The following is a 22,825-nucleotide window of genomic DNA, read 5'->3' as shown; positions in this document are numbered from 1 at the left end:
AGCTCAATGACAGAACCGCCAGGGGGAGACCTCTGGCGGTTTCTTTTGGTCCGCTATTCTCCGCGTTTTGCCGTCAGCTTAAGGCCGATGGTGACCGCAAAGCCCAGCGAATCCTCTTGTGGTTGCGAGGTGCCGACATCGAAATCCAGTCTGTTGATGTCGACCGACCCCGCGACGTCCGCTATCCCGTCCTGCATGCCCAACGTGAAGGGCAAGGTGATGTCCACCGTTTTGTCCCGGATCGTCAGGGGCCCCCGCGCCTCATACCCACTGTCGGTTTTGAACAATTCTGCCTTGAACTGCGCCGTCGGGAACTGTGCCGAGTCGAAGAAATCCGGACCCATTGCCTGATCGGATACTGTCCCAAGGCTCAGCGAGCCGATGGCGATGGTCACATCTGCTGATCCTGCCAGACCGGACGCCGTGGGCTCATCAAAGGTGATGGCTGCGGTCCAGTCGGAGAATGTGCCAGTGACCTCACTGCCCAGCTGTGTGATCGTCACGCTTAATTCTCCGCCCTGAACCTGCCAGTCTGACTGTACTTGCGCCAATTCCGCCGTGTCGGTGCCAGCACTTGAATGATGCGAGAAGACACCGCCAAACCATCCTCCGGCCAGAACCAGCACCCAAACGCCGAGCGCTGCGAACAGCGGTGTTGTCAAATGTTCCTGATGCGGCGGCTCGGGCGCATTGGCCTGCCCGGGTAACATACGACGCAGCGTGCTGTCCTTGTCGACAATGTGATGCTTGAGCGCGCCCGCGATGTGCAACAGCAGTGACCCCGCCAGAACCAGAATGAACAGCCAATGCAAGCTGGCTGTGAATTCGGCCAAAGCGGCTGACTTTGGAACGAGGGGCAGGTTCTGCCCGAAAGGCCAAAGGATTGGCGCAAACCCCTCGGCGGCTGCATGGTGAATCCAACCTGACAGCGGCACCAGAACCAGCGACCCGTATAGCAGCCAGTGCACAGTTTCGGCCGCGAACGCTTCGGGCTTGTTTTCGGCGTTCAGGAGCCCCGGTTTGATCTGCGTTATCGCCCAAAGGATTCGCGCCAGTGCGACAAAGAAAACTGTCACCCCAACAGTTTTATGCAGGGAAAACAGCTGTGCAGCGCGGGCTATGTCAGCTTCGGTCGTGGGAATGTTCGGATCATATATTGCTTGAGCCAGTTGGTTGGCGAACCATCCCAGCGGAAGGGCCGTTAGAATCAGCAGCGCCGTCAACCAGTGAAACGCCTTTGTCACGCTGCCATAGCTGGCAAATGTGTTTTTCGCGGACATTTGTTATTCTCTTTGTGATGGTTCGTGCCGGGCAGCGTAAAGGGATCGCATCAGGACACAAGGCAAAGAAATGCACAGAAACAGTGTCGGGATGCAGACCTTACACGATGCTTGTGCCAGCGCGTCAGTCGGTTTACACCCCGCCGCAACCTTACGTCATCCAAGAGGTATCAATGACACGCGCCTTCGTATTTCCCGGGCAAGGGGCCCAGACCGTCGGTATGGGTAAAGCATTGGCCGAGGCATATCCTGCCGCCCGCGCCGTATTTGACGAAGTTGACGAGGCTTTGGGAGAAAAGCTGAGCGCGTTGATCTGGGAAGGCGATATTGCGGAACTGACGCTGACGCAGAATGCCCAGCCTGCCTTGATGGCAACGTCCATCGCGGCACTGCGCGCGCTTGAGGCCGAGGGGGCCTCGGTCTCGATGGCGTCATTTGTTGCGGGTCATTCATTAGGCGAATACTCGGCGCTGGCCGCCGCCGGGGCGCTGTCGGTTGCAGATACAGCCCGGCTTCTTCGGACGCGGGGACAGGCGATGCAAAGCGCGGTGCCGGTGGGTGAGGGCGCGATGGCCGCCATTCTGGGCCTGGACCTTGAGGCCGTGCGCGCCGTTGCTGACGAAGCCGCGCAAGGTGAGGTCTGTCAGGCTGCGAACGACAACGACCCGACACAGGTAGTTGTGTCGGGGTCAAAAGCTGCCGTTGAGCGCGCGGCCGGGATCGCAAAGGAAAAGGGCGCCAAACGCGCCGTGATGCTGCCGGTCAGCGCTCCGTTTCATTGCGCGCTGATGCAGCCTGCGGCCGACGTGATGGCCGAGGCTTTGGCCGCCGTCGAAATCAAGGCACCCGCGGTGCCGCTGGTGGCCAATGTGCGCGCCGAGGCGGTGAGCGATCCTGACGTGATCCGTCAACTGCTGGTCGAGCAGGTCACAGGCTCGGTGCGGTGGCGCGAAAGCGTGCAGTATATGGTTGCGCAAGGTGTGACCGAAGCGTGGGAAATTGGCGCGGGCAAGGCTTTGTCCGGCATGATCCGCAAGATTGATCGTGGCCTTGCGTGTCAGGCCGTTGGTTCGCCGGATGACGTGAAAAAAGTGACCGGTGACGGCGCATAACGGATAAACCGCCCGGTGTGGCGGTGAGGGAAGGACTGGAAATGTTTGATTTGATAGGAAAGAATGCGCTGATCACCGGGGCTTCGGGCGGTATTGGCGGCGACATCGCACGTGCTCTGCACGCTGCGGGCGCGACGGTTGGTTTGTCAGGCACACGGGTTGAACCCCTGCAGGCACTGGCTGCGGATCTGGGCGATCGCGCGCATGTTTTGCCGTGCAACCTGAGTGACATGGAGGCTGTCGCAGAGCTGCCGAAGCAGGCGGCCGAGGCGATGGGTTCGGTCGATATTCTGATCAACAATGCCGGGATCACACGCGACAACCTATTCATGCGGATGTCTGATGAAGAATGGCAAAGCGTGATCGACGTCAATCTGACGGCCACGGCCAAACTGTGCAAAGGCGTGCTGCGGGGCATGATGAAAGCGCGTTGGGGTCGGATCATCAACATCTCGTCCGTTGTCGGCGCGACGGGCAATCCGGGTCAGGTGAACTATGCGGCGTCCAAAGCGGGCATGGTGGGCATGACCAAGTCGCTGGCCTATGAGGTAGCAAGCCGTGGAATCACTGCCAATGCGGTGGCGCCCGGGTTTATCACTACAGCCATGACCGACAAGCTGACCGATGATCAGAAGTCAGGTATCCTGACGCAGGTTCCGGCAGGGCGCATGGGGGATCCATCAGAGATTGCGGCGGCGGTTCTGTATCTTGCCAGCCCAGAGGCCGGATATGTTACCGGAACAACCTTGCATGTGAATGGCGGCATGGCCATGTTGTGAGCGCGAGTCAAGGCAGGTGCGAAAGCGTTTGCCTTGCGCGTTGTCTGTGCTATAGGCGGCGCATAAATTCAGGGCCGGTCGTCAAGGTCGGCCTTCTAATTTCCCGGGTTCCGGGACTCAAACCGCCCGGAACGGGCACATCAAGGCCAACCCCATCGGGCAAGGGCAGAACCGGGCAAACCGCCCTGAAATGGAATGAGGAATAGACATGAGCGACGTCGCAGATCGCGTGAAGAAGATCGTTGTTGAGCACCTGGGTGTCGAAGAAGACAAAGTCGCGGAAAACGCGTCCTTTATCGACGATCTGGGCGCAGACAGCCTGGACACCGTTGAACTGGTTATGGCCTTCGAAGAAGAATTCGGCATCGAGATCCCTGATGACGCAGCCGAAACCATCCAGACATTTGGCGACGCGGTCAAATTCATCAGCGAAGCTTCCTAAGCCACTCGCATACGGTTTCAAAGCGGCGCTTCCGGGCAACGGAGGCGCCGTTTTTTGTTTCAGCCGGGAATTCGGGCTTGCAAGATGGCATAAGTGTTCGCCACGCTGCATCTGAGGCAAGATATTCGAGAGTGGGCGCATGATAAGATCCACCCCAATGATCAATACGGCCCGTCTGACGCTGTGCGGCATGCGGCCCGAGGATTTCAACCGGTTCGCCGAGATCTGGCGCAACCCCTGCATCGTGCGGCATGTCGGCGGCAAGCCTCGATCGCGGGGCGAGGCGTGGGATTCGTTTCTGCGCAATGCCGGGCATTGGCAGATGGCCGGTTTCGGGCAATGGGCTGTTGTGCGGCAATCCAACCGGCAGATGATCGGTCAGGCCGGATTTTTCTATGGAAACCGCGCGCTTGGCGACGATTTTGACAGCTTTCCCGAAGCCGGTTGGATTCTGGTGCCCGAGGCGCAGGGCGAGGGGTTGGGATACGAGGCCGCGCAGGCCGCGCATGACTGGTTCGACCGGATCATGCCTGGGCCATTGGTGGCCATGGTAGATACCGAAAATACCGTGTCGCAAAAGTTGGCCAAAAAACTGGGCTATGTGGTTATGCGCGAAAGCAGCTACCGGGACAGTCCTGTTACTTTGCTGCGCCGCAATGGTCCTCCGCCGCGCGTCTGAGTCCATCTTTCTCGCAGATGCCGCAAAACGCCCGTAGTTTGCCGAAACTGGTAAAAGTGCGTGTGCGTTCCATGTGTATGATGCCTCCGAATGTATAGTGATTGAGCGGAGGAACGGGCTCATGAGGATTTACCCCACTATGGAACTGCAGAACGGTCGGTGTGTCACGCTGGACAAAGGCCGTTTGGACGAAGCAATGATCTGGCATGTGGATCCCGTCGAGACAGCGCGCAGCTGGGCTGCCGCGGGCGCAGAATGGATGCACCTGACGGATTTCGACGCGATTGAAGGCCGCGACACCAACTCTGAACTGGTCGAAGAGATCATTCGTTCAGCGGAGATTCCGGTGCAGCTGGCTGGTGGTATGCGGACACGCGAGCAGGTTGAGTATTGGATCAACAAGGGTGCGGGCCGGATTGTGATCGGCACTCTGGCTGCTTGGGATCCGCAGTTGGTCAAGGAACTGGCCAAGCTGTACCCGGACCAGATCGTTCTGGCTGTTGATGTCTGGCAGGGACAGGTGATGACCGAAGGTTGGCGCAGCCAAAGCGCCTTTACGCCCGATGCCTTTATCGACGCCTTCGCGGATACACCCTTTGCGGCGATTCTGGTCACCGATATCGACAGCGATATGGAAGACGTGGATGCACAGCTGGGCCTGATATCCGGTCTGGCCAAACAATCGCGGACGCCAGTCATTGCCAGTGGCGTTGTCCGCACATCGGACGACATTTCGCGTCTGGCCTATGTCGCGAACATCTCAGGTGCCATCGTGGGGCGCGCCCTGTTCCGCAAAAGCGTCGATCTGGCTGAGGCACTGAGCGTCGCACGGGCCGCGCACGAGCCGGTCGCTGAATTCCAGTAAGCCGCCATATTCGGGAAAGCCGCCCTTCTTCGCGCGGAGAGGGGCGGTTTCTTCTTTGGGTCGGTTTGCCGAGGGGGATTGGCCGCCAACGGGTTGTCGGCGACAAGATGCCGGTGCTGAATACGCTGTTGCTCTTGCCCCCGGACCCCGGGCCGGGGTATGAGCGGTTCTCATAACAGGAAGCAGGCAAGAGGCACTTCATGCGCAGAGTCGTTGTAACCGGTCTGGGATTGGTCACTCCATTGGCCAGCGGGGTCGAGGAAACCTGGTCGCGTCTGCTGGACGGAGAATCCGGTGCGGGCCCCATCACGTTGTTCGATGCCGAGGCCAGCGGAGTAACCACCACCTACGCCTGCGAAGTGCCCCGTGGGGACGGCACAGACGGGACGTTCAACCCGGACGACTGGATGCCGCCGAAAGAGCAGCGCAAGATCGAAGATTTTATTCTGTATTCCATCGCAGCGGCCGAGATGGCCTGCAAGGATGCCAACTGGCTGCCCGAAGACGAAGAGGATCGCCTGCGCACAGGTGTCCTTATCGGCTCCGGTATAGGTGGGTTGGGCTCGATCGCCGAAACTGCAAACCTGATCCGCGACAAAGGCCCCCGCCGCGTTTCGCCCTTCTTTATTCCCGGTGCTCTGATCAACCTGGCATCCGGTCAGGTTTCGATCCGGTTTGGCTTCAAGGGCCCAAATCACTCGGTCGTCACGGCCTGTTCCACAGGCGCGCATGCAATCGGCGACGCCAGCCGTATCATTCGCGCAGGCGATGCAGATGTGATGGTCGCAGGTGGTGGCGAGGGTTGCATCTGCGAGATCGGCATCGCAGGTTTCAACTCGTGCAAGGCGCTGTCCACGAAATTCGCGGATAACCCAAAGGCGGCCAGCCGGCCATATGACGTGGATCGGGACGGTTTTGTCATGGGCGAAGGGTCCGGAATCGTGGTTCTGGAAGATTACGAACACGCCAAGGCGCGTGGCGCAAAGATTTATGCCGAGGTTCTGGGCTATGGCATGTCGGGCGACGCCTATCACATCACCGCACCCAGCGAAGATGGCGACGGCGCAGAACGGTCGATGAAAGCGGCACTGCGCAGCGCCGGGCTTGAGCCGAGCGATCTGGATTACATCAACGCGCATGGCACATCGACCATGGCTGACACAATCGAGCTGGGCGCAGTCGAGCGTTTGCTGGGCGACCACGCCGCCAACGCCACAATGAGCTCGACCAAATCCGCCACAGGGCATCTGCTGGGTGCTGCGGGCGCGATTGAGGCGATCTTCTCGATCCTGGCGATCCGCGATCAGGTCGCGCCGCCGACAATCAACCTTGACAACCCGGCTGTTGAAACACCGATTGATCTGGCCGCCAACGAAAAACGTGCGCGCGAAATCAACGTGGCGCTGTCAAACTCGTTTGGCTTTGGTGGCACCAATGCAAGTGTGATCTTCGGAAAGGTCAGTTAAATGTGGCGGGCGTTGGCGTCGAATGCGCTGACCGTCCTTGTGGTGGGGCTGTTCCTGATGGGCGGCGTCATTCTGTGGGGGCAATCGCAATATAAGTCTGAAGGTCCGTTGGAAACCGCAATTTGCCTGCAGGTGAAAAGCGGGTCTAACATGACCCGCGTCAGCCGTGACCTTGAAGACAAGGGCGCGATCAGCAGCGCGATGATTTTCCGTATGGCGGCGGAATACACCGAAAAATCACAGCAGTTGAAGGCGGGAAGCTTTCTGGTGCGCGAAGGCGCGTCGATGGAGCAGATCGTCGAAGAAATCACCAAGAGCGGGGCCAGCACTTGCGGGACCGAGATTGAATACCGCATCGGTGTGACCCGGCTGCAGGCGCGGGTGCGCGAGCTGGACCCGGCAACACTGGATTTTGTGGAGATCGCGTCATTCCAGATCGGAGAGGATGAAGCGCCGGATATCTATGGCGACAAGCGCGGTGAAGCGGATACCAGATACCGCATCTCACTGGCGGAGGGTGTCACCAGTTGGCAGATCGTCGAAGCGCTGAAATCTGTAGATGTGCTGGAGGGCGACGTTGCCGATCTGCCTGCGGAAGGCATGCTGGCACCGGACAGCTACGAGGTATCTCCCGGTACGGACCGGAACGCTTTGCTGGATGATATGAAGGCAAAACAACAGCTCCGGATCAACGCGGTCTGGGACGCGCGGCAGGAAGGTTTGCCCCTGGAAAGCCCCGAGGACATGCTGATTCTCGCCTCGATTATCGAAAAGGAAACCGGTGTCCCCGAAGAACGTGGTCAAGTAGCCAGCGTCTTCGTGAACCGGCTGAATCAGGGGATGCGACTGCAGACGGACCCAACCGTGATATATGGTGTCACGAAAGGGCAAGGGACGCTTGGACGCGGCTTGCGGCGTAGTGAATTACGTCGCGCAACTCCTTGGAATACATACCTGATCGACGGATTGCCGCCCACACCTATTGCCAACCCCGGGCTTGCCAGTCTGGAAGCCGCAGTTGCACCCGATCAGACCGATTATGTGTTCTTTGTTGCCGACGGAACCGGCGGTCACGCCTTTGCCGAAACGTTGCAGGAGCACAATCGCAACGTCGCCAAATGGCGCGAGATCGAGGCAGAGCGAAACTCGGGCAACTAAACGCGCGAGGCGCATTCATCCGAGGTCAGCCGCCACCCTTCTGGGAAATGGACAGCGGATCGGGTAATTCAACCCGATCCGATTTTTTTTGGGCGTCAGGCCGCGCGGCGACGGCGAGGGCGTCGATTTTTGGGTTTTCCATTGCCCGGAGTAGGTTGGGCTTTCGGAGCCATGCCCCGGCGGTTTCCACCGCGCCGCCGCGTGGGGCGCTTGCCTTCGGCCTCTTCCGGCATGGTGCCACTGGCAACCGGAATTTCAATCTTCATGATCTTCTGAATTTGGCGTAGCTGATCCAGTTCGTCCGGGGCACAAAAAGCTATGGCTTCGCCTTCGCGTCCGGCCCGCGCTGTGCGACCGATGCGGTGGACGTAATTGTCGGGAACGTCAGGCAAATCGTAATTGATGACATAGGCGACGCCGGGGATATCAATGCCGCGCGCGGCCACATCCGTTGCAACCAGCGTCGTGATCTCACCAGCGCGAAACGCCTTGATCGCCCGGTCACGCTGTCCCTGACTTTTGTTCCCGTGGATAGAAGCCGCGTTGAACCCGTCAGCAACCAGCCCTTTCATCAGCTTTTCGGCCCCATGCTTGGTGCGCGAAAAGACCAGCGTCAGAGCATCAGGATCGCTCGCCAGAATTTCCCGCAGCTTTGCGGGTTTCTCGGGTTTGCTGACGAAGTGCAGCGACTGCGTGATCTTGTCCGCAGCCTTACCCGGAGGCGAGACCTGAACCCGTTGCGGGTTGGACAGGTAAGCCTGACTCAGCTCCTCCATTTGTTTTGGCATCGTGGCGGAAAACAGCATGGTCTGACGCGGTGTGCCCAATTCCGGGGCGATGCGGCGCAGGGCATGGATGAACCCCATATCCAGCATCTGGTCGGCCTCATCCAACACCAGATGGCGCACCGATCCCAGATCGACTGCGCGGCGGTCCATCAGGTCGATCAGCCGGCCTGGTGTGGCAACAAGGATATCTGTTCCGCGTGCAAGGAACATGATTTGCTTGTTGATGGACTGCCCACCGACCACGGTTGCGACGCGCAGCTTGGTATTCCTGGTCAGGTTACGCAGGCTGTCGGCGATCTGGTTGACCAATTCGCGCGTTGGCGCAAGGATCAGGGACTTGGCGGTCTTGGGCGCGGGTTTGCCGGGCTGCGCCAACAAGTGGTCAATCAACGGCAGGCCAAAGGCCAGTGTTTTGCCGGTGCCGGTTTGAGCGAGGCCAAGGATGTCGTGGCCGTTCAGAGCCAGCGGGATCGCCTGATTCTGGATCGGGGTGGGTTGCGAAAAATTGGCGCGTTTCAGCGCGTCATTCAGAGCTGGCGCAAGGCCAAGCATGTCGAAGTCGAACAATTCAATTTCCTTTTCGGCCGCAGGGATAACCTACGGACATATGGCGATTGATCACGCGGCAGGCGCGTGACCGACAGGGGTTGTGCAACAACCTCGGGACGGGCAGGCGGACCCTGCGGCATCCGGTTGTTGCGTCAAGAACCCTGCGTGAAGGGGAACTATGGGATAAGTTGAGCGCTGTGAGGCCACTTTAGCCGCGAATGCTCACGCGTCAGCGCTGTGTTGCGTTGGCACATGAGGCTTGGCCGCGGAAATGTCAAGTTTACACTTTCGCTGCAGTATGCCTTGGATTGGATTGGCGAAGCTTAGGTGTATAACCAGCACATTCAATTAAAATTAGAACCGAACAAAAAAATGCACGTTAGAGTTTTGGCCGTCGTTGCCACGCTTTTATTATCAGGTGTTTCGAGTGTGGCCGACGCGGACGATTGTCTGGCCCAGCCAACGCAGGCTTGCCTGTTCGATCTGGCGATAGAAACGGCGGGGGCAGATCACGACAAAGGCTATTGGATGCGCAGTATCTTAAAGATTCTGGTCGATCAGGAAAGCCTGGGATTTCCACAACACCAAACTTTGCGGGCAGCGTTTCTCACCTATTGTGCTGAAACTTGGGCAGACCCTTCGCAACAGGTTGTTGTTTTAAGGATGCATTCGGGTCTTTCAATTGGCCCACTGATGAGTAACGCTCCAGAAACGGCAGCAGAATTCGCGGCGTATCTGATGAATCTTTTGCCGCATATTGATCCCAAGAAACAAACATATGCGAAGGGAGCAGCCGCTTATTTCTTCATGTTTGCAGGAGACCGTCAGAGCGTTGACGACCTGTTGGAAACTGCCACTGATCAAGAGCGGGCTAGGATAGAACGGGAAATCATCGAAGCCTTTCTCCTTCAGGGGCGCTATCAAGAGGCCGTTGAGTTCATTGATAACGTCAACAACCCCAAAAGACGGGACATTTTAAAGGCCGAAGGGGTTCGCATTCTCTTGAAAATGAAGGACTACGGCAATGTACGAGACCTTGCTGGCAAAATCTTGAACCCAAAGGTCCGGTCCGTGTCTTTGTCAGAATTAGCTGTGGCATTCGCGTTTAACGGACGTTTGACTGAAGCCATGAAAACGCTGAAAGACATGAAGCAAGAAAACTTGGACGTTTACGATGTAAGCCTTTCCAATTTTGCACTTGTTCACGCCATCGCTGGCAACAGGAGGCAAGTAGAGCTTCTCAATTGGTCCATAAGCAACTCTCGAGTGTTTGAGGATGATGTTTTTGAATGGAACAGGGCTCTTCTTGCTGCGTCTGCAGGTCGTTTAGGTGAGCTTCTGTTGTACTTACAGAAAAGAGACAACCGCTTTGACTATGAACGTGCTTTGCTGAATTCGGGACTTGTTTATTTGCAATCCGGCCAAAATGATCTGTCGCTATTGTTTCTAAGCGTTCCTTGGGAGTTTCAACGCGAAGGATTGAAAACTCTTGGCTATCTGCAAACGAAACAAGGAGACCTGACAGGAGCTTTGGATACGTTTGAGCGTGTTTGGCAATTGGATGTGAGCATCGACGAGTATCATGTATTTGATGACAGGAAATTTGCGCTTGAGCGTTTGATGCTTGAGAGACAAAAAATCAAACTAGCGATTGAATTGGCCTATAAACGCCAGGATTCGCAGGCATTGTCATTTCTTGCCACGCAAATTCCGTAAATGCTCGACAGTGTCCGTATAACGCAGGTTATGCCTAGCATATACAAGTTGCGCGTGGCTCGAAGTCGGACCTTAAGAAAATACTGCCATAGCGTTCGGTCTATGTTGCGGAGGTGTTGCGTAAGGCGTTGACTTTGCGACCTTTTTATCATATCAACTGTGTCATGCTAGAAGAAGTGGGCGACGGCCCCGGGGCGACCCGGTGGCCGTTTTTCGTTTCTCTCGTGCGGAAAAACTCACGCATGAGGTCACAGGCAAACATGACTTTGATTACCCCGGAAGAGCGGATGTCACGGACGGCAGACCTGTTGTTGTCGCTTGAGACATCCATTCGCGATCTGCGCAAGGCAGCGGAAGAACTGCGTCAGCAAATCGGAGCCGGGGAGGATGCAGATCTTGCTGGTTCAACCAGGCAGCTCGGGCAGCTAGAGGGGCTGATCCGAAGTTGTCAGAAAGTGGAGACAAGCTTTGTCGAACAACATCACAGAAAAGCCGGAATCGCCCAAGGGGGGTACGCGCTGGACCTTGACCGCGCTCGATTTGAGGTCGGGTGCCGGTTGGCTCGCCTCCGCCGATGCTGCGGTTCAGGACAGATTTCTGAGTGAGATCGGGGAGGGGGGGCTGTGTGCCCTCCCTTTCCTGTTTGAATTCTGGGCGATGCCGCATCAATTGCCGCCCGAGGGCGACTGGCGATCGTGGGTGATCATGGGTGGACGCGGTGCTGGCAAGACCCGGGCGGGCGCCGAGTGGGTGCGGTCGATGGTCGAGGGCGCAAAACCGCTGGACAAGGGCGAGGCGCATCGCCTGGCTTTGGTTGGGGAAACCTTTGATCAGGTGCGCGATGTGATGATCTTTGGCGACAGCGGGCTATTGCAATGTTCGCCTCCGGATCGGCGACCCACTTGGAAAGCGTCCGAGCGTAAGTTGATCTGGTCGAACGGGGCTGAGGCACAGGTCTTCTCGGCGCGTGATCCAGAAGGGTTGCGCGGCCCGCAATTTGATGCGGCTTGGGTTGATGAACTCGCAAAGTGGAAAAAGGCAGCAGACACATGGGACATGCTGCAATTTGCCCTGCGGCTGGGACAGCGTCCAAGGGTCTGTGTGACAACCACGCCGCGCAACGTGAAGGTTTTGAAAGAGTTGCTGGCGTCGCCCTCTACCGTGCAAACGCATGCGCCGACCGAGGCAAACCGGGCAAACCTGGCAGAGTCGTTCCTGGATGAGGTGCGCGCGCGCTATGCCGGAACGCGGCTGGGTCGGCAAGAATTGGACGGCGTCTTGCTGTCCGATGCGGAAGGCGCGTTGTGGACGGCGTCCATGCTTGACGCGGCGCGCGTCGCTCAGGTGCCCGAACTTGATCGGGTCGTGGTCGCACTGGACCCGGCCGTAACGGCAGGGTCCGAAGCGGATGCCTGTGGGATCATTGTGGCCGGGGCGTGTACAAAAGGCCCGCCAGAGGCGTGGCGCGCGTACATTCTGGCGGATTGCACAGTACAGGGAGTCGGGCCTGCGGGCTGGGCACAAGCCGCGATTGACGCGATGGACGTGTATGCGGCGGAACGTCTGGTTGCCGAAGTCAATCAGGGCGGACAGTTGGTCGAGGAAGTCGTCCGGCAGGTTGACCCGCTTGTGTCCTTTCGTGCCGTCCACGCCTCGCGCGGAAAGGCCGCCCGCGCCGAACCTGTTGCGGCACTGTATGAACAAGGCAGGGTATCCCACATCGCCGGTCTGGATGCGCTTGAGGCCCAGATGTGCCAGATGACCGCCGGCGGGTTTGAAGGGCAGGGCTCACCTGACAGGGTTGACGCTTTGGTGTGGGCCGTACACGATCTGATGGTCGCCCCCGCCGCCCGGCACCGCCGTCCGAGAGTTAGGGTGGTATGACGGGTGAGGTCACTTGTCATACGATCGCGTGAAAAGGGCGCAGGCAGTTCTACCCCGCCTTACCCTTGCTACGACGGTCGTTCTCGGGGATTGAATAGTACCCAGTGCCCGCCGGGAGCAAAATCAGGGATCTAGCGGGGATTCCTGTAAGAAATGGTGCACCGGAAAGGAACAACCTAGAACCTTCTGAGTGCGAACGGGTTCTTGAAGAATTAGAGAACTGGACGGAGGTTCTCAAGTCTGAGCCAGAAGTTATCCACAGGTTGGCTGAGTTTTCACGTGCGGCTGACGGTGAACCCCAGGAGGATATGGATGGTCCACTGATGCCGTCAGCACCCGAGGAGCCATCGCCATGAGTGGAGCACCTCGACCAGATCGCAACGTGAATCCGGTTTTCAAGGTGGCAGCAAGTGATATGCCAAAGAAACGCACGGCCCTGTCACCTTTGACCTTGCGTCTCACATCGGAGGAACGTACCCGTCTTGAAGAGTTGGCAGCAGGCATGACGCTCAGCGCCTATGTCCGCGCTTGTGTGTTTGCTGAAGACGCAAAGCTGCGCAAAACAAGGCCTAAAGATATTGTCGAAGACAAGAAAGCTGCAGCGGAAGCCTTGTCCCTGTTGGGGCAATCACGGATTGCCAGCAATCTCAACCAGCTTGCCTACCACGCCAATATCGGCGTGCTGATCGTTGGTGAAGTCGAGAAATCGCAGATCGCGGAGGCCAACGCACATCTGATAGCAATTCGCGCGCTGCTGATGGAGGCATTGGGTAAGAAGCAAAAGTCAGCGCGATGATCCTTGAAGGCAATGAACGTGGATATGGAGCAGAGCTCGCGCGGCATTTGTTGAATCCGCGCGACAACGACCATGTCACCGTGCATCGCATCGATGGGTTTGTTGCAGATGACCTACTTGGTGCCTTTGCCGAGGCCGAAGCGATCTCAGGCGCGACGCAATGCCAGAAATACCTGTTTTCGCTGTCGTTGAATCCGCCGATTGGGGCAGAAGTTTCCGTCGAAGAGTTCGAGACAGCCATTTCTCAGGCCGAACAGCGGCTTGGTCTCTCCGGTCAGCCGCGTGCGATTGTGTTCCACGAGAAGAACGGGCGGCGGCATGCTCATGCGGTGTGGTCACGGATTGATGGGCAGGAGCTCAAAGCGATCAACCTGCCGCACTACAAACGCAAGCTGACATCGCTGTCTCATGAACTCTACCTGTCGCATGACTGGGAGGTTCCGCGTGGGTTCGAAGATGCGGCCAAGCGTGATCCCCTCAACTACACAAGACAGGAAGCCGAACAGGCCAAGAGACAAAAGCGCGATCCCAAAGCTCTCAAAGCGATGTTTCGTGCCTGTTGGGAATCCTCCGACTCCAGAGCTGGCTTTGAAGCTGCGTTGAAAGAACAAGGTTTTGCTCTGGCACGCGGAGATCGACGCGGCTTTGTCGCCGTTGATACCAATGGCAAAATCTGGTCGCTGTCACGCTGGTGCGGGATCAAGCCCAAAGAGATTAGGGCACGGCTCGGGTCTGAGATGGACCTGCCCTCTGTCGCGGACGTCACACACCAACTGCAAGATCTTCCCAAACAACCCGTTGATCCGCGCAATACAGCCTTCGAGGCGCGACGGGCCAAACTGGTTTCTGCTCAGCGCGCCGAACGCACCGCCCTGCTGGCGGCTCAGGAAGAACAGCGGATCGCGGATATCAAAGCGCGTCAGGTGCAATTGCCAAAAGGCCTGCGTGGTCTGCTGGCGCGTGCTACGGGTCAGTATCAGGCGATGCAGAAGCGTTTTGAGGAAGAGGCCGAGGCTGCCGCGCAGCGCGACCGAGACGCGCAGCAGGCGCTCATTTCCAAGCATCTCGCTGCACGGCAAGCCCTCACCCGAGATGGTCAAAAACAAGGGCTGTCACCCGCGTTCCAGAAACAGAGCCAATCTGACCCACAACAGGTGCTTGTTCTCAATGATGACGGGCTGCCTCAATCCAAGGCGCAACTGATTAGATCACCGGAGCTGGTGCTGGATCACGTGTCACGGGCCAAGGCGGCCTTCAAACGCGTCGATGTGCTTCGGGCTCTGGCAAAACGCATTGACGATCCGATGGTACTGCAACAGGCGGCGGATCGGGCGATGCAATCACCGCAGTTGGTGCGTCTGGCGGAAGATGGGTCAACACCTGTGTTCACAACCAAAGACTATCAACGCGCCGAGCAATCGTTGGATCGCGCGGCACGGTCAATGTCGTCCCGAACCGGCTTTGGTGTCGGCGCGCGCCATGAACAACAGGCGGTCAAATCCCAGAACACAAAGATGCGGCGCGCCTTCGGTGGAGAGCTAAGCCAAGAACAACGCACGGCTCTCAACCATGTTCTTGGCGATAAACAACTTTCATCTGTCGTTGGTCTTGCTGGTGCGGGCAAAAGCACTTTGCTCGCCACCGCCCGCGATGCGTGGGCACGGCAGGGCATCACCGTACATGGGGCCGCGCTGGCTGGGAAAGCCGCAGAAGAATTGCAAAGCGCGTCTGGCATCACCAGCCGGACACTCGCCTCCTTGGAACTGTCGTGGAAAAACGGATATGAGCCAATTACTAGAGGCGATGTGCTAGTGATCGATGAAGCTGGCATGATCGGCACCCGCCAATTGGCGCGCGTTACAGCCAAGATGAATGAGATCGGCGCGAAGCTGGTTTTGGTGGGCGATCCGGATCAGTTACAACCCATCGAAGCGGGCACACCCTTCCGCCATGTCGTCAACAACCACGGCGCAGCACAGCTGACCGAGATTCACCGCCAGAAACCCGACTGGCAAAAACAGGCTTCACGCGATCTGGCTGCGGGTGAACTGACAAAAGCGGTTGATCGCTACCGCAAGCGAGATGCCGTCACACAGGTGGATGATCGCGGCGCGGCTATTGAGGCGCTGGTCGAGAGCTACACCATGGATGTCGCCGCCGGTGGCGCATCCAAGTCGCGCCTCGCCTTTGCCCACAAACGCAATGATGTGCACGCGCTCAATCAAGCTATCCGAACGGCTCTCCGGTTGGATAACGACGCGCCACCTGAGACAATGTTCTCAACTGAAATTGGGAAACGCGCCTTTGCTGCAGATGACCGCATCGTCTTTACCCGCAATGACAGGGACATTGGCGTCAAAAACGGGATGCTGGGCACAGTCGTGACAGCTCAAGATGGCGAGATCGTTGTTGCGTTTGATGGTGACAAGGATCGGCTTGTGCGTTTCGACCCCAGAGAATTCCGGGGCTTCGACCATGGCTACGCTGTTACCATCCACAAATCCCAGGGGGCAACGGTCGATCAGTCTTATGTTCTGGCATCCCGCTCCATGGATCGGCATTTGGCCTATGTCGCGATGACACGCCACCAGGAGGATATGCGGCTCTTTGTCAACAGTCGGGATCGTCCCGTTTGGGTGAGGGACCACCAGCGGAAAAAGCGCCCTGCGCAAACGCGGAGTCGAGATGGGCCGTCGATGGGGTAGCTTCGCTGAGGCGGCGATGCGTTCGCTAACAAGCGGTTCCTACACGAACTTAAGCACCTGATGTAAGTCACTCATTTCTCGAATTGTATTATTCCACATGGATTCTTCGTAGAAGTGCGTGTGCTTCGGATTTACACAAAGAGTTCTTGCGCCTGAAGTTGCCGCTTTCTCGTCGTTGAGGGAGTTGCCTATAAAAAGAATTTCTATTGGATGGCAACCAATTTCCTTCGATAACTTTGTGATAAAATGAGCTTTTCCCTCAAAATCAAATGGATGACCCTTGATGAATTCGATCAATCCGTTTTTGTCGAAGGCGAAGTCATTGGACCGGATAGTGTCAACGTAAGAGCTTGCGGGTCCCAAAGCGCTCTGAATAATATCACGCAAAGATCCAGAAACGATATGAATCTCTATATTTCTCTCTCTTAGCTTCCTAAAGGTTTCTTCTACGCCATTCACAATCTCAACGTCTTCATACAGTTTTTCGAATTTCGATCTTGTGAAACCCCCGGCGCGAAGCTTTTCTAAGGTCAAGTCACACCATTCCTGATGTTTTATCTTGCCTGTCGAGAAACGGTGATGAAGCTCGTGTGCGGGCTGTAAGTCATAGCCCGCGGCCTGCCAGATTCTTTCCCAGGTGTTGCGCCGATACTTGGGGAGAGTCAGAGTTCCCCCAAAATCAAAGACGACAGCTCGTGTCTGGTTAAATAGTCCGGCCTGCTGAGGGGCGAATTTTGCTCGCTTCTTCTTCCAGTTATTTTTGTAGTAGTCCAGATAGAAGGCCAAAAAGTCGTCGTCGCCCCTCCCATACTCCAAGGACGTTTGAGGCTTCAAGGCTCGCTCCAAATTCCAAATTTCAAAGCTGGACGCACGCTTAAAACACCTTTCACCATAGTCTTGACTACGGTCAACAGTCTCCAGAGAACGTATCCGTGATACAGCAATCTTCGCTTTTTTCGCAAGTCGTTCTCGAGAGATGCTTCTGTAGTCTCTATGGTAGAAAAGCTTGTAGCCATTGATGTAGTGCCATTCGTTGGCTTCTTTGCCGCTTGTGAAAAGTCTCGAGTGTCGTTTCTGACGTTTCTTGTTTGTAGGTGTCCTCGAGACTTCTTCGTAGGCCTCAACTAGTGTTTCAAAACACTTTACCCATTCTCCATCATCGTCAATAGAGTGGACGTCTAGCATATCCCGCGTGGCGAATAATTTTGATTGAGCACTAGTCGGTTGCCACATCCACGAAAAATTTCGATGTCCTCGTGTAGATTTCAGCCCTTTTATGAGCGGAAGAATTTGGTGCCTAAAATGCGGGTCTGAATTGGAATATCCAACAAAAAGAAAGCTGCACTCTACACCATCGACAGTGAATCTATTTAAGGCGTTTGGATGTCGTGCTTTCCAGTTTGAATAATCTTCACCGGTAAGCGTGTGCATATCTGACATGTCCCCATGCAAGTGAATGAGTTTCGGCTGTTCTTCAGGTGCGCGGGTCAGCAGTTCGAAATTCTTCTCAGACGTTATACACAACTTTTCCCCAAGGGCACGCTTCAACAAATCATCATAGTTTGTTGTATAGATTCGCCTCCATGGCAACTTTGCTATCTCTAGGTGAGCTGGACCAGGGTTGTATTCGTGTTCGGGTATGGCTTCGCGAACCGCATCTTCTAGTTCTCGTCTCGACCTTGAAGCGGATATTGCGTCGAAAAGATCCAGAATATCTCCACGAAAGTCATCAGGACTCATCGAGAATTTTTTAGATACGTCTTCAGCTAACGACCACCACAACGGAAGTTTTTTTGAGAGGCTTCTGGCATGCACAGCCTGAAGAGATAGACCTGCCCCTGCAAAAAGAATCAATCTTTTCTCGTGCAATAGCCTCGCCAATCTTTCTGCGTATTCGTCTGAAATGAGCATTTTCGTCTATGTTTTTTGTTACCAATCATATTCCGCTGATGACGCTACCACGGATCATTCGTTCGTCCATCGATAAACTACCCTGAGAAGACGAAACTCGTCACTTGGCACCAGCCGCGAAGAAAACGCGGACAGACCGTGAGGGCTGTCCGCGCGATTTTTCCGGGGCTATCGCTTGTAGTAATCAGGATCAATCTCCACCAGCTTGCCATGTAACTCCTGCTCGACATATGCCTCAATAACACGTTGCACAAATCTCTCTGGTGTCATGCCGATTTCCGGAGGAACGGACACCCCCAGAAAGCTGCGGTAGCCCGTCGAGCTCAGAAACGGCTTTTGGGTGTCTTCGGCGCGCATAGAGAATCCAAGATACGGCATCGCGGTTGCGCCAATGCCAAACATGCCACCCATCTCAACACGCGCGGTCAGACCAGCGGCGATAACTTCGAAAGTGCCGCTCTGCCCCCACAATGGTATGTCTCTTTCCGCTGCACGCGCCTGGGCGTCCAGCTTACATCCCGGCGCATCGTCGCTGGCGAGGATCCCCGGTTTGCCGCCGTTGAGTTTCCGGGCAAGCAAATGAGCATCTTTGCGGAGTGTCATCGCCACGTCAAAGTCTTTGCTCAACATGGCGGTGTGATGGTCGGAAATCTGGTTGCGATGGTAGGCCAGTGCCGCTTCCCAGTCACTTGGGAGATGGGCGGTCTCTCGATCAAAAGCCCGCTCTGCGTTATCCTTGTCGGCGTTCTGCAAGAGCGCATCAAACCCGAGTTGGTCGGCATCGCTGGTCATGCCGCTGCCCTCGCATCTGTTTGGGCTTGGAACCGGGCAACACCTGCCAGCCGTGCCTTTGCCGTTGCGAGATGCTGTGCGTCAATGTCGATGCCAAGGTAATCCTCCAGCTATTTCTAAAAGATCTCCTACCGTGTTGCTGCGTCCAAGAGGGAATGTGCTACGCGATCGGCACTGCGAATACCAGTTTGATCGGTAACGCCGCAGAATTTCTTTCGGGCAGCACATGGCCAGATTGGACTACCAGTTGACTAGTTTTGCCGTCGAGCGTTCTTATACTTGGCAGACAACCAGGTTTTCCTCGCCACCACTTGGGGACTTGCACCAGCCTGAGAAGGGCAGCACGTATACGTCTCGATTCATGATAGTACGGACCTTTTGCTCGGCGGCCTTCGCGGATTTACTGTCGGGAAAGCGGGCAATTGTTCTGTACCAGGATCCACGACGCACAATCTGACCCTCAAACCCACCATCCGTCAGCTTCGACAGTTCGTGTTCGGCGCTTCCAATTGTCTTGTCTGCCCCGACGACTATGATCCACGCTTCTTCAGTGCGGTCGGACGAAATTACTGCTTGTTGCAATTCCGATAGAGCAGTACCAACCTCAGCCGGTTTGATTGGTGCACCAACGAGGCTCGAAATTTCTATCTTTTGACTTGCGCTACAGTTTTGTTTCGTCGAGCAAGCGAGAAGCACCCCTAAGTTTTCAGCGTTTAGGCGCAGTGTCCCCGCTTCATCCAGCGTATTTTCAAGCCTTTGACGCAGTTCTGTAAGCTGAGCGCCAGCAGCGCTGTCGATCTTAATCTTTACACCAAAAATCTCGACGTCGCTCACTTTGACATCGCCGCTGTTAAGTGAAGAGAGAATCTTTCCAGGAAAAAAGATCAAAACAATGATCAGAAGAAAAATCGCAGTTTTCACCAGTAGGTCGAAACGTAAGCTCCAGATTTCTAAACGAGTCTTCGTTTCCTCAGCCATTCGCACTCTCCTACCCGCAAACCAATTCTTACTAAATTCAACAGACTGTTGCCTTGTTAGTATATGTGCATTGGATCGCAAGTCGGAGTCGAATTTCATCTATCAATCTGTACACGCGTGCAAACTGCTTGTAGCACGTAACCGGATTGTCCTTCTGGAAGAACGCAACCGGAAGAGTGACAACTCTGACCATCGTCAGTGATGCCGGTTCCGCAGACTAGTGATCCGCCAGGCGAAACATACGAATTGCACGCTGTCACCCGCTCGTCCTGCGCGCATGTTACTGTCTGCGGGGTTCGAGCGCCCGGCAAATCGCTTCGGACTACACGGCTTGTTAGCTTCAAGCTTGGCAGCCAGTTCTCCAATTCTTCAACGCGATCCGCGACGAGGTTGATCTCGGTTTGTTCGAAATCAGCGTCTCTGTCTTCTATTTCTTTTTCTGAGAGCATTTTTAGCGGTTGGAGGTCACCAGATGAGGTTCTAACAATTATCGCCGCACCACCAGGGCCCGTCTTAGTACAAGAAATCCTAGATACAGTCCCAGCGACTTCAATAGGTACGTCAAACACATCAAAGTTTGACGTGGCTATTACATCCCCTGGTAGTCGGCACTCAACATTTGTCTCCTCACCACTCACCACAATTTCCACCTCGTTGAGTTCCAAGTCAGCCGGTTGAACCCCGATCAATCTCCTAAAAATCGAAGCCGTCAGTATCCCTTCCTGTTCTCTAACGTCATAGGATATCCAAAGACCGCCTTGATTGGTTGTTTTGACGCAACTCTCGAAGGCTCTGAGGGCAAACTGCCCAACGACATCTGTGAAGCTCAGGTTGCTTTCGTTGGTAAGATCGCGCGTCGACATCGAACAAAATCGCGATTCTGAGACAGTATAGTTCGTTGCAGTGCGATCTTTTGCATCGCTAACTCCGAAGTCAAAAAGACTGTCTACGCCAAATGTCACGCCACCGCTGCGCGCATACTCGCGGGCTGCAGAAGCAGATTCAAACTGCCTCGAACAAATGTCTTCGCGAAGGCGCGTAATGATATTGATGCCCTGTGTAACTTCCGTTCGATCAAGTACATTGGAGGTCAATACTGCTTCGCAATCTACCGTTGGGCGATCCTGACCGAACGCGGGAGACATAGCAACGCCAGAAAAGGCGGAAATAAACGAAAATATTATCAGCGGATTTTTCATTTTGTCACCTAACATTGGTTTCAATCTTGGTTAGCCTCACAACTGCTGCTATCGATTTGTCACACTTCCTTAACTATTTGAAAATAATCACTAATTATTTCTACCGGATTATCTTGGTTAACTATGCAGACTTACGAAAATCTCAGTTTTTAAACGGATAGTAGCGCACCTCCGCTACCGCCCCCGTCGAGCAAATAACAACACTACTAATAGAGAGATTCACCGAGCCGAAGTGAGCGGTAAGCTCGCGCCAATCGCTCCAATTCGTGACAGGGGCAAAGATATCTACCACATGAGTTCCTGCAACGTATCTAGTTGCGCAAAATCCAGGGCCGATAGAACGCGCTCTAATTTCAACCGTGGCCGACACATCTTCCGTTGCGATTGTCATGCCGTCAATGAACGGAACTACAGTTTTTTCGGTTTGAGCGATTGAGTTACCAGCAATGAACGCGAACGATAGAAACCACCAAATAGTATGACTTTTCATGTCAAGCACCTCGCAGATCAACTAGTTTGATTTTCGAAAGTTCACCTATGGCCGGCCAGAACAGACGAGCGCATAAAAGCCGTACCCACAATAGCCACCGGCTTTGTCACCCATCTTCTTCCAGCTATGAAATGTCAGGTCCTTGGATGAGCATTGAGATCTCATCCATGCCTCAGTAAACTCTGCTCCACCTTTTCTGGTGCATGTTTCCCAAAAGTCTGCGGTCTTTGGCTTAACTTCTCCTCGCACAACCCTAAAAATTTTGGTGCCGTCATAGCGATTCTTGTAGAGCGCACGACTTTTTTGAGCGTCAGAAAGTAGGGCCTCCACGGCTGCCTGTTGCGCGACCATTTCAGCGTTCGCCGCTTCGGCCGCTGAAGCTGTCTGAAACCCAAACAACTTGTCTGAAGGCATCGCAACTGTATAGGTGCCAAACGAAGTTGAGATCTGAACAGTAGCCTTTGGATAGTACTCGCCATCCTCATGGCTTTCAGGCTTTCGTTCACAATTGATCGTAAACTGAAAGGTTCCAATTGAGCGCGCCATTGAGCCATGAAGAACCTCTGATGAACCGTCTTCGCTGAAATTGCCACTAGAACAAGTAATGAGCTTGTTGTCGTAGATAACGCCATCAAGGGTACCGTCATTGTTTAGCGCCCTGAATTGACCGCTAATGACTACGGAGCGAGGAGGCGCAGCTTGATGTGTCAGCACTAAACCTTTCTCTCTTTCTAGGGCTACGCATTGATTGAAACTAGTTAGAGCATCGACTGCGATATCTCGATTGAATCCGAACTCCGCGCCAAACGAGTAGTTTCTCTTAGATCCCACTTCGCAGAACTCATCTAGTTCTGCTTGAGTGAAGTCGCCATCGCCGGACGCGGAAACCGGTATGCCCTTAATCGGAAAGGATACCGAAGCACTAGATACCCACTCTTTGGTTTTTCCTGAAGACCGGCAGTACAGATTGAAAACGTAGCTACGTTCTGTTTTCGTTCGACTGGAAGTCGAAACGTTTGCCACTGCATTTTCATATACAGATGCACAACTGCTTCGCGCGTACGTAGGAACGAAGCTTGCAAAGCAGGCGAACGAAGAAATCATCGCTGAAGTAAAAATCTTTGAAAACGGTTTTTGCACTTTTGCACTCCCAAACTGGGGCTTTGGAAATCGTGGGCCCTGAGAAACGCGTCATAATATCAATATAATGTAGATTTATGGGTGCCATTTCATGAT

General features: G+C 55.2%; 19 protein-coding genes. 11 read left to right on the top strand and 8 right to left on the bottom strand.

Annotation, left to right across the window (positions count from 1 at the left end; all coding sequences use genetic code 11):
- Window positions 1-53: 53 nt before the first annotated feature.
- Entirely contained in the window at window positions 54-1,280 is a 1,227-nt protein-coding gene (locus tag ACRZ9X_RS02265) for a cytochrome b/b6 domain-containing protein (RefSeq protein ID WP_480515732.1), read from the bottom strand.
- Between the two features lie 173 nt (window positions 1,281-1,453).
- Between ACRZ9X_RS02265 and fabD the strand changes: the two genes are divergently transcribed.
- From fabD to mltG, 7 genes are all read left to right on the top strand, one after another.
- Entirely contained in the window at window positions 1,454-2,392 is a 939-nt protein-coding gene (gene fabD, locus ACRZ9X_RS02260; protein WP_480515731.1) for an ACP S-malonyltransferase, read from the top strand.
- A 41-nt stretch (window positions 2,393-2,433) separates the two neighbouring features.
- Complete coding sequence (gene fabG, locus ACRZ9X_RS02255) at window positions 2,434-3,171, top strand: 3-oxoacyl-[acyl-carrier-protein] reductase (RefSeq protein ID WP_480515730.1); 738 nt, start codon at window positions 2,434-2,436, stop codon at window positions 3,169-3,171.
- A 208-nt stretch (window positions 3,172-3,379) separates the two neighbouring features.
- On the top strand, window positions 3,380-3,613 hold the full coding sequence (locus ACRZ9X_RS02250; RefSeq protein WP_008756330.1) for an acyl carrier protein: 234 nt from the start codon (window positions 3,380-3,382) through the stop codon (window positions 3,611-3,613).
- A 139-nt stretch (window positions 3,614-3,752) separates the two neighbouring features.
- Window positions 3,753-4,292, top strand: coding sequence for a GNAT family N-acetyltransferase (locus tag ACRZ9X_RS02245; RefSeq protein WP_480515729.1), 540 nt, complete (start codon window positions 3,753-3,755; stop codon window positions 4,290-4,292).
- A gap of 121 nt (window positions 4,293-4,413) precedes the next feature.
- On the top strand, window positions 4,414-5,157 hold the full coding sequence (locus ACRZ9X_RS02240; protein ID WP_480515728.1) for a 1-(5-phosphoribosyl)-5-[(5-phosphoribosylamino)methylideneamino]imidazole-4-carboxamide isomerase: 744 nt from the start codon (window positions 4,414-4,416) through the stop codon (window positions 5,155-5,157).
- Between the two features lie 200 nt (window positions 5,158-5,357).
- The gene (gene fabF / locus ACRZ9X_RS02235; RefSeq protein ID WP_480515727.1) at window positions 5,358-6,623 is read left to right on the top strand and encodes a beta-ketoacyl-ACP synthase II; all 1,266 of its coding nucleotides are present in this window, start codon (window positions 5,358-5,360) and stop codon (window positions 6,621-6,623) included.
- On the top strand, window positions 6,624-7,781 hold the full coding sequence (gene mltG / locus ACRZ9X_RS02230) for an endolytic transglycosylase MltG (protein ID WP_480515726.1): 1,158 nt from the start codon (window positions 6,624-6,626) through the stop codon (window positions 7,779-7,781).
- A gap of 95 nt (window positions 7,782-7,876) precedes the next feature.
- Here the strand turns inward: mltG and ACRZ9X_RS02225 are convergent, their stop codons facing one another.
- Window positions 7,877-9,136 carry a DEAD/DEAH box helicase gene (locus tag ACRZ9X_RS02225; RefSeq protein WP_480515725.1) on the bottom strand — a complete coding sequence of 420 codons (1,260 nt, stop codon included), beginning with the start codon at window positions 9,134-9,136 and terminating at the stop codon, window positions 7,877-7,879.
- Between the two features lie 309 nt (window positions 9,137-9,445).
- Between ACRZ9X_RS02225 and ACRZ9X_RS02220 the strand changes: the two genes are divergently transcribed.
- The 4 genes from ACRZ9X_RS02220 (at window position 9,446) to ACRZ9X_RS02205 (ending at window position 16,219) form a co-directional block, all read left to right on the top strand.
- Entirely contained in the window at window positions 9,446-10,834 is a 1,389-nt protein-coding gene (locus ACRZ9X_RS02220) for a tetratricopeptide repeat protein (RefSeq protein ID WP_480515724.1), read from the top strand.
- 657 nt (window positions 10,835-11,491) lie between these two features.
- Complete coding sequence (locus ACRZ9X_RS02215) at window positions 11,492-12,718, top strand: DNA-packaging protein (RefSeq protein ID WP_480515896.1); 1,227 nt, start codon at window positions 11,492-11,494, stop codon at window positions 12,716-12,718.
- 382 nt (window positions 12,719-13,100) lie between these two features.
- On the top strand, window positions 13,101-13,514 hold the full coding sequence (locus ACRZ9X_RS02210; RefSeq protein ID WP_480515723.1) for a hypothetical protein: 414 nt from the start codon (window positions 13,101-13,103) through the stop codon (window positions 13,512-13,514).
- Window positions 13,511-16,219, top strand: coding sequence for an AAA family ATPase (locus ACRZ9X_RS02205; RefSeq protein WP_480515722.1), 2,709 nt, complete (start codon window positions 13,511-13,513; stop codon window positions 16,217-16,219). Before ACRZ9X_RS02210 ends, ACRZ9X_RS02205 begins: the two co-directional genes overlap by 4 nt.
- A 39-nt stretch (window positions 16,220-16,258) precedes the next feature.
- Here the strand turns inward: ACRZ9X_RS02205 and ACRZ9X_RS02200 are convergent, their stop codons facing one another.
- From ACRZ9X_RS02200 to ACRZ9X_RS02175, 6 genes are all read right to left on the bottom strand, one after another.
- Entirely contained in the window at window positions 16,259-18,073 is a 1,815-nt protein-coding gene (locus ACRZ9X_RS02200; RefSeq protein ID WP_480515721.1) for an SIR2 family protein, read from the bottom strand.
- A gap of 225 nt (window positions 18,074-18,298) precedes the next feature.
- Complete coding sequence (locus tag ACRZ9X_RS02195) at window positions 18,299-18,922, bottom strand: hypothetical protein (RefSeq protein WP_480515720.1); 624 nt, start codon at window positions 18,920-18,922, stop codon at window positions 18,299-18,301.
- A gap of 273 nt (window positions 18,923-19,195) precedes the next feature.
- Window positions 19,196-19,900 carry an SPOR domain-containing protein gene (locus ACRZ9X_RS02190; protein WP_480515719.1) on the bottom strand — a complete coding sequence of 235 codons (705 nt, stop codon included), beginning with the start codon at window positions 19,898-19,900 and terminating at the stop codon, window positions 19,196-19,198.
- A 95-nt stretch (window positions 19,901-19,995) separates the two neighbouring features.
- On the bottom strand, window positions 19,996-21,099 hold the full coding sequence (locus ACRZ9X_RS02185) for a hypothetical protein (protein WP_480515718.1): 1,104 nt from the start codon (window positions 21,097-21,099) through the stop codon (window positions 19,996-19,998).
- A 142-nt stretch (window positions 21,100-21,241) separates the two neighbouring features.
- A complete protein-coding gene (locus ACRZ9X_RS02180; RefSeq protein WP_480515717.1) occupies window positions 21,242-21,589 on the bottom strand; it encodes a hypothetical protein in 348 nt (115 codons plus the stop codon).
- Window positions 21,590-21,634: 45 nt separating this feature from the next.
- Window positions 21,635-22,729, bottom strand: coding sequence for a hypothetical protein (locus ACRZ9X_RS02175; protein ID WP_480515716.1), 1,095 nt, complete (start codon window positions 22,727-22,729; stop codon window positions 21,635-21,637).
- Window positions 22,730-22,825: the final 96 nt, after the last annotated feature.

Source organism: Ruegeria sp. AL1 (assembly GCF_056540905.1).
Note: the sequence above shows the minus strand (reverse complement) of the source record. Positions and strands in the feature narration are given on the sequence as shown.